The following is a 7,767-nucleotide window of genomic DNA, read 5'->3' as shown; positions in this document are numbered from 1 at the left end:
TTCGACCTCGTGGACTACGGCGTGGTCGGCGACCTCTTCCAGGTCGTTCCCCAGCTCACCGACGAGGTCAGGTCCCGCAAGGGCTGACCCCGGCCAGGGGCCGGAACATCCCTCATCGAACGGTCCGGGGCCGTGTGGTGCACACGCACCACACGGCCCCGGACCGTTTCCAGTCACCATTGACGCAGGTCCGACGGCCTTATAACTTCACTATACGGATTGTTGATTCCGGGAAGCGGAAACAGCGTTGACTGTGGAAGGTGTGGAAATGGGTCAGCAGGAGAAGGTGGCAACGAGCCTCGCAGGTGCGGTCAGCGAGGAGATCAGCGCTTCCCTCACCGCGGTCGACGCCGAGCTGGCACGCCGCTACCCCGGGGACCCGGGTACGCGGCAGCCGGTCCACACGGTCTACGTACCCGGCGACACGTTCGCGCCGGGCACCATCCGCTCCTGGGGCGACCAGGCACTGGAGGCGCTCGACGAGCACGCCCCCGACGCCGCCTCGTTCGCCGCCGTGCTCGGCATCCCGGACGAACTCGCCGGGCCCGTCCACGACCGGGTGCGCGCCAAGCTGGAGCGCGAGCCGATCGAGGACCTCCGCATCGACTTCGAGGACGGCTACGGACCCCGCCCCGACGCGGAGGAGGACGAGTCCGCCGCCCGCGCCGCCCGGCTGGTCTCGCAGGCGTACGCGAACGGTACGGCGGCCCCGTACATGGGCATCCGGATGAAGTGCATGGAGGCTGCCGTACGCGACCGGGGCATCCGCACCACGGACGTCTTCCTCACCGGACTGATGCAGTCCGGCGGCCTTCCCGACGGACTGGTCCTCACGCTGCCCAAGGTGACGTACCCCGAGCAGGTCACGGCCTTCGTCCGGCTGCTCGAAGCGTTCGAGCAGGCGCACGGCCTGCCTGCCGGGCGGCTCGGCTTCGAGATCCAGATCGAGACGAGCCAGTCCATCCTCGCCGCCGACGGCACCGCCGCCGTCGCCCGCATGATCGACGCGGCCCGGGGCCGGGCCACCGGCCTGCACTACGGCACCTTCGACTACAGCGCCTGCGTCGGCGTCAGCGCCGCCTACCAGGCCAGCGACCACCCGGCCGCCGACCACGCCAAGGCCGTCATGCAGGTTGCCGCCGCCGGCACCGGCGTACGGGTCTCGGACGGCTCCACCAATGTCCTCCCGGTCGGCCCCACGCCCCAGGTCCACGAGGCCTGGCGGCTGCACTACGGTCTCACCCGCCGCGCCCTCGCCCGCGCCTACTACCAGGGCTGGGACATGCACCCGGGCCACCTGCCGACCCGCTACGCGGCCGTCTACACCTTCTACCGCGAGGGCCTGGAGCAGGCCGCAGCCCGCCTCGCCGCGTACGTGGCCAAGGCCGGTGGCGACGTCATGGACGAGCCCGCCACCGCCAAGGCCCTCAGCGGCTATCTGCTGCGCGGCATCGACTGCGGCGCCCTGGACACCGCCGAGGTCGCCCGGCTGACCGGGCTGACGCGGGACGACCTGGACGCCTTCGCCTCGCCGCGGCGCGGGGGACTGACGGTGACGGCGCCGTAGGGCCCCGCCCCTACCGTCACCCCCGCAGGAAGGTCTCGACGATCCCCGTGAGATGCCGGGGGTCGTCGAGCCGTGGGAAGTGATCGGCGCCCGGCTGGACGGCGAGCTCCGCCCGGGGGGAACAGCCCCGCGACCGCGGCCGTGACCCGGGGCGGCGGAGCGCCGTCCGGCTCGCCCGCGAGGACCAGGACCCGGGTGTCCCATCCGGCCGGGGCGTCGAGGGCCTCGGCGGGATCGAAGGTGCCGGGAGCCGCACAGCGCGCTCGGCGGCCGCGTACTCGCTCTGGTCCCCGGGCCCGTCCGTCCCGCTCAGACGGGCGGCAGTTCGCCGGAGCCGCGGGGGATGAGGGAGGTCGGCAACTCCACCCGAGCCGGGGCATGGTCCGCGCCGTCCAGGCGGCGGAAGAGGTGTTCCGCCGCCGTCCGGCCCACGGCCGCGGCGTCCTGGGAGATGACGGTGATACCGAGGAGATCGGCGAGCTCGATGTCGTCGAAGCCGACCAGGGCGACCCGGCGGTCCCGCTCGGCCAGTACCCGGACCGCGGTGACCGTCACACGGTTGTTGCCCGCGAAGAGGGCCGTCACCGGCTCCGGGCCCGCGAGCATCGCCTCGGCGGCAGCTCTGACCCGCGCGGGCTCGGTGGAGCCCAGCGAGACCCAGGAGTCCTCGACGGTGATCCCGGCGTCCGACATCGCCGCGTGATAGCCGCGCAGCCGCTCGGTCGCGGTATGGATGCGCGGCTGGTCACCGATGAAGCCGATCCGGCGGTGGCCGTGCGCGATCAGATGGGCGACCCCCTCGCGCGCGCCGCCGAAGCTGTCGGAGAGGACCATGTCGGCGTCGATCCGGCCCGCCGGGCGGTCCACGAAGACGGTGGCGACACCCGCCTTTATCTCCGGCTCCAGATAGCGGTGGTCGTCACCGGCGGGGATCACGATCAACCCGTCCACCCGGCGCGCGCACAGCGCCAGCACCAGCTCCTGCTCGCGCTCCGGGTCCTCGGCGCTCGACCCGTTGATGAGCAGGGCGCCGTGCGCGCGGGCGACCTCCTCCACGGCGCGGCTCAGCGGCCCGTAGAACGGGTCCGCGAGGTCCTCCAGGACCAGGCCGATCGAGGCGGTGCGGCCCTTGCGCAGGACGCGGGCGCTGTCGTTGCGCCGGAAGCCGAGCGCCTCGATCGCCTCCTGGACCCGGCGCTCGGTGTCGGGCGTGACCCCCGGCTCGCTGTTGACCACGCGCGAGACCGTCTTGAGGCCCACTCCGGCGCGGGCCGCCACGTCCTTCATGGTCGGCCGGTTGCCGTAGCGGGTCTCGGAGTGACGGGCGGTCTCGGCCACGGTGCGCTGTCCTGTCCTCGGGTGCGGGCGGTCCGGCGGATCCATGGCAGATGCCACGGGGGCGGCCGGAGGCTGTGCCGACGAGCATAGGCCCTGGACAACGTTGTCAGCTGAATGGAGACTGGGCAGACTGTTCCCGGAAGCCGCAGGTCCCCGCCCTCTACTCACGGAGCCACACCGATGCAAACCGACCTCGTTGCCGCGCTGGACATCGGCGGCACCAAGATCGCCGCCGCGCTGGTGGACGGCGGCGGCGCGCTTCTCGCGCGGGCGCAGCGGCCGACGCCCGCCCGCGAGAGCGCCGAGTCGGTGATGGGGGCCGTGACGGAGGTGCTCGCCGAGCTGGCCGGATCCCCGCTGTGGGGGCGGGCGACGGCGGTCGGCATCGGCAGCGCGGGGCCGGTCGACGCCTCGGCCGGTACGGTCAGCCCGGTCAACGTCCCCGGCTGGCGGGACTTCCCGCTGGTGGAACGGGTCGGCAAGGCGGTCGGCGGGCTGCCCGTCGAGCTCGTCGGCGACGGGGTCGCGATGACGGCCGCCGAGCACTGGCTGGGCGCCGCCCGGGGCTACGACAACGCGCTCTGCATGGTCGTGTCGACCGGTGTCGGCGGCGGCCTCGTCCTCGGCGGCAGGCTCCACCCCGGCCCCACGGGCAACGCGGGGCACATCGGTCATGTCTGCGTGGAGCTGGACGGCGACCCCTGCCCGTGCGGTTCGCGCGGCTGCGTCGAGCGCATCGCCAGCGGGCCCAACATCGCACGCCGGGCGCTGGAGGGCGGCTGGCGGCCCGGACCGGACGGCGATGCCTCGGCCGCCGCGGTGGCCGCCGCGGCGCGTGCGGGGGACCCGGTCGCCGTCGCCTCCTTCGAGCGCGCCGCACAGGCGCTGGCCGCCGGGATCGCCGCCACCGCCACGCTCGTCGAGATCGACATCGCGGTGATCGGCGGGGGAGTGGCCGGTGCCGGCGACATCCTCTTCGCGCCGTTGCGCCGGGCCCTGCGCCAGTACGCCACGCTCTCCTTCGTCCGGCGGATCGAGGTGGCTCCGGCGGTGATGGGCACCGACGCGGGCCTGGTCGGCGCGGCCGCGGCGGCGACGCGAGTGGGTCCGGGCGGCGCGGTGGCCGCCCGGGGCTGACCGGCGCCGGGCGGTTTCCAGAGCACGTGCCCCGGAAACCGCCCGACGGTCGAACATGTGGCGTCGCCGCCACCGCGGTCCCCGTCAGCAGGTGATCCGGAGGTCCGCCCAGTCCGCGTGGTCGGAATCGACGCCGTCCCCGCCGTCGCCGACCACCAGACGTACCACCTGCGCGTCGCTCACATCGGCGGTGAGCGGCTGGGCGGGCATCGCGTTGGTCAGCACGCCGGTCGACGCCACCTTCGTACCGTCGGCCCAGACCTCGAAGGCGACCGTTCCCCTGGTGCCCTTCTCGTCGTCGACCCCGACCCGCGCCGTCACGGTGCCGCACGCCCCGCCGGTGTAGAACTCGACGGAGCTGTCGGCGTGCACGCCGAGCCCCTTGGCGAAGACCTCGCCGCCGATCGTCAGCGGATTGCCGTCGCCCGCACCGCTCTCACCGTTGCTGGTGTCCCTCTCGATTGGGCCCCAGCCGTTGGACGCCGAGAGCTGCGGCAGATCGCTCAGGTAGCCGACGCCCGCCGGCGGCGGGACCACGACATGGGCCCGGAGCGGGACCGTGGAGTCCACCCGGGTGCCGGCCGGGGAGCGGTACCGGACGGCGAAGGTCAGGTCGTACGCACCCGTTGCTTGCGCGGGGGCCGTCACCTGCCAGCGGGTGGCCAGGGAGCGGCCGGTGGTCAGAGCCGGTGAACCGGTCGGCGACACCGCCTTCACCTGCCAGCCCGAGGGGCCGGTGAGCTGCGCCGAGACGTTCCGGGCCGGGGTGCGGCCCAGATCGGTGACCGTGGTGGTCAGCGTGGTGGTGTGCCCTGCCTCGACCAACGGGCGGGAGTCCAGGCCGAGTTCCACCGCGGGCGGCTGCGCGGCCCACTTGTCGTCGGCGGCGACGCGCAGCAGCACCGTCCCGTGTGCCGGGACGGTCGCGGCCAGGGTGCCCGCGGTGTTGTACGACCTGTGCTCCCACAGGTCGCGCATCGTGTACCCGTCGGCCTGCGGCAACCCCACCTCGGCGGCCGTGGTCGCGATGCGCTGGGCGCTGCCGGTCTCGTTGAAGAGGGCGACGGCGCGGCTGCCGTCCTGCATCTCCTTGGCGACCACCCAGCGCCCGCCGACGGAGGAGAGCACGGTGCCCTGCTTGCCGAGCGGGTCCTGATCGACCGCGATGACCTCCTGATTGGAGAGGATCTCGAAGGTCTCCGCGCTCGCCTTGCGCAGATCGGAGCCGATGAGCAGCGGCGCCGCCATCACCGACCACATGGAGAAGTGGGTGCGGTACTCCGTGTCCGTCATGCCGCCGTTGCCGACCTCCAGCATGTCGGGGTCGTTCCAGCGCCCCGGGCCGGCGGCGGCCGCGAGCGGCAGGTTCTTCTTCATGATCGACAGCATGCTGCCCCAGCTGTCGTTGATGTCGCCGGTCGTGCGCCAGAGGTTGCCGAGTTCGCCGGCCCACTCCCAGGGCTTGTTCTCGCCCCATTCGCAGATGCTGTAGACGATCGGGCGGCCGGTCGCCGCCAGTGCGTCCCGCATCGTCGTATAACGCTTCTTCGCGTCGACCCCCTGGTTGTTGCAGTTGTCGTACTTCAGATAGTCGATGCCCCAGTCCGCGAACTGCTGCGCGTCGCTGAACTCATGACCCAGTGCTCCGGGGAGACCCACGCTGTCGCAGGTCTTGGTGCCGGCGCTGGTGTAGATGCCGATTTTGAGGCCCTTGGAGTGCACATAGTCCGCGACGGCCTTGATGCCGTTCGGGAAGCGCTGCGGATCGGCCTCCAGTTTTCCGTCCGCATTGCGCTGCGGCTTCGCCCAGCAGTCGTCGAGATTGACGTACTGATAGCCCGCCGCCTTGAGGCCCTTCTCGACGAAGATGTCGGCGATTCCCTTGATCATCGACTCGTCGAACTCGGCTCGGCAGTGCGTCGAGTTCCAATTGTTGAACCCCATCGGAGGGGTGAGCGCAAGGCCGTTTCCGGACTGCTGATTCACGGTGTGAAGGGGAGCGGGCTCGGTGAGGGGCGAGTTCGCGGCGGCGGGAACAGTCGTTCCTGCGGCGCACAGCAGCCCGGCCATCAGTACTCCGATGACTCCACGACGGCTGGTTCGGGTTGTACGGGTTGGAAGATGACGCATCGTTACGTTCCTCCATACTCGTCCATGATCGGATGACAGCATGTGCACGCCAAGGCGTGCGATTACGTTAGGGCGTGTTGAAGTGTGTTGGAAGAGGGGTGGCGCCGGTTGCCCGGCATCTCGTCAAAACCCTTGACGGCTCCATCAGTTGGGGGTGAGATCCAATCGCACGTTCGGTTGTGTTGGGTTGCATCTCCGAAGGAGCGGGGCATGACGCAGTCTGATTACGACAGGTCAGGTGTGCCGGGCAGTGTCGCAGGACATCGGATGTCACGGCGGAGTCTGCTGCGTGGTGCGGCCGTTGGTGCCGGAGCGGTGGCGCTGCCCGCGCTGCTCGCCGCCTGCGGGAGCGGCCCCGGGGGTGACGGGAAGACGATCACCTTGGGCTCGAATTCCTCCGACCCGGTTCCGAAGAAGGCGTTCGCCGATGCCTTCGCCGCGTACGAGGCACAGTCCGACGGGCGGAAGGTGAAGGTCAACACCGTCGACCACAACACCTTTCAAGAGAACATCAACAGGTATCTCCAGGGAAAACCGGACGACGTCTTCATGTGGTTCGCCGGATACCGGATGCAATTCTTCGCCGAAAAAGGACTGCTGCACGACATCAGCGACAACTGGCAGGACTACCAGGGCTTCTCGGCGGCGCTGAAGGCCCAGTCCACCGGAGCGGACGGCAAGCAGTACCTCACGCCCTACTACTACTATCCGTGGGCCGTCTTCCATCGTAAGAGCCTGTTCGCCGACCGCGGCTATCAGGCGCCGAGGACGCTCGACGAATACGTGGCGCTCGCCGAACAGATGAAGAAGGACAAGCTCGACCCCATCGCGTTCTGCGACAAGGACGGCTGGCCCGCCATGGGCACCTTCGACTACATCGACATGCGGACCAACGGCTACGAATTCCACAAGAGCCTGATGGCGGGCGAGGTCGCCTGGACCGACAAACGGGTCCGGGAGGTCTTCGACACCTGGCGCCGGCTCCTGCCGTACTGCCAGCCGGGCGCCAACGGCCGTACCTGGCAGGAGGCCGCCAACAGCCTCCAGAAGAAGGAAGCCGGCATGGCCGTCCTCGGACTGCCGCACCCCGGGGCCCAGTTCCCCAAGGGTGAACAGGGCGACATCGACTTCTTCCCCTTCCCCGAGATCGACCCGGCACACGGGCGGGACGCCGTCGAGGCCCCCATCGACGGCTTCCTGCTGGCCAAGAAGTCGAAGAACCTCAAGAACGGCAAGAGCCTGGAGAGCGCCAAGGACCTGCTCAAGTGGCTGGCCACCGGGAAGGCCGAGGACATCTACCTGAAGAGCGACCCGAACAACATCGCGGTCAGCGACCAGGCCGACATCTCCACGTACTCACCGCTCCAGAAGAAGGCCGTGGAGCTGGTCTCCGGGGCGAAGCAGATCTCCCAGTTCCTGGACCGGGACACCAGGCCGGACTTCTCCTCCACGGTCATGATCCCCGCGATCCAGAAGTTCATCAGCGACCCGGACGACGTGGACGGCCTGGTCAACGACATCGAACGGCAGAAGAAGACCGTCTTCGCCGCCGACTGACCCCGGACGACCCCGATGGCATCCGACCGAACCTGGAG

Annotated in this window: 5 protein-coding genes; 3 read left to right on the top strand and 2 right to left on the bottom strand. The window is 70.5% G+C overall.

Annotated features, from left to right (window positions below; translation table 11 throughout):
* Window positions 1–268: 268 nt before the first annotated feature.
* A complete protein-coding gene (locus ACFYY1_RS38465) occupies window positions 269–1,567 on the top strand; it encodes a DUF6986 family protein (protein WP_388594157.1) in 1,299 nt (432 codons plus the stop codon).
* 309 nt (window positions 1,568–1,876) lie between these two features.
* Here ACFYY1_RS38465 and ACFYY1_RS38460 read toward each other — a convergent pair whose 3' ends face one another.
* Window positions 1,877–2,905, bottom strand: a complete 1,029-nt coding sequence (locus ACFYY1_RS38460) for a LacI family DNA-binding transcriptional regulator (RefSeq protein ID WP_388594154.1) — start codon at window positions 2,903–2,905, stop codon at window positions 1,877–1,879.
* 180 nt (window positions 2,906–3,085) lie between these two features.
* Between ACFYY1_RS38460 and ACFYY1_RS38455 the strand changes: the two genes are divergently transcribed.
* Window positions 3,086–4,042 carry an ROK family protein gene (locus ACFYY1_RS38455; RefSeq protein WP_388594151.1) on the top strand — a complete coding sequence of 319 codons (957 nt, stop codon included), beginning with the start codon at window positions 3,086–3,088 and terminating at the stop codon, window positions 4,040–4,042.
* Between the two features lie 84 nt (window positions 4,043–4,126).
* On the opposite strand, the gene ACFYY1_RS38450 is transcribed toward ACFYY1_RS38455, so the two are convergent.
* The gene (locus tag ACFYY1_RS38450; RefSeq protein ID WP_388594166.1) at window positions 4,127–6,112 is read right to left on the bottom strand and encodes an NPCBM/NEW2 domain-containing protein; all 1,986 of its coding nucleotides are present in this window, start codon (window positions 6,110–6,112) and stop codon (window positions 4,127–4,129) included.
* Window positions 6,113–6,439: 327 nt separating this feature from the next.
* On the opposite strand from ACFYY1_RS38450, the gene ACFYY1_RS38445 reads away from it, so the two are divergent.
* Window positions 6,440–7,729 carry an ABC transporter substrate-binding protein gene (locus ACFYY1_RS38445; protein WP_388594148.1) on the top strand — a complete coding sequence of 430 codons (1,290 nt, stop codon included), beginning with the start codon at window positions 6,440–6,442 and terminating at the stop codon, window positions 7,727–7,729.
* Window positions 7,730–7,767 lie beyond the last annotated feature (38 nt).

It is taken from the genome of Streptomyces sp. NPDC001890 (genome assembly GCF_042891445.1).
Taxonomy (GTDB): domain Bacteria; phylum Actinomycetota; class Actinomycetes; order Streptomycetales; family Streptomycetaceae; genus Streptomyces.
This window is presented reverse-complemented; position numbering and strand designations above follow the sequence as displayed.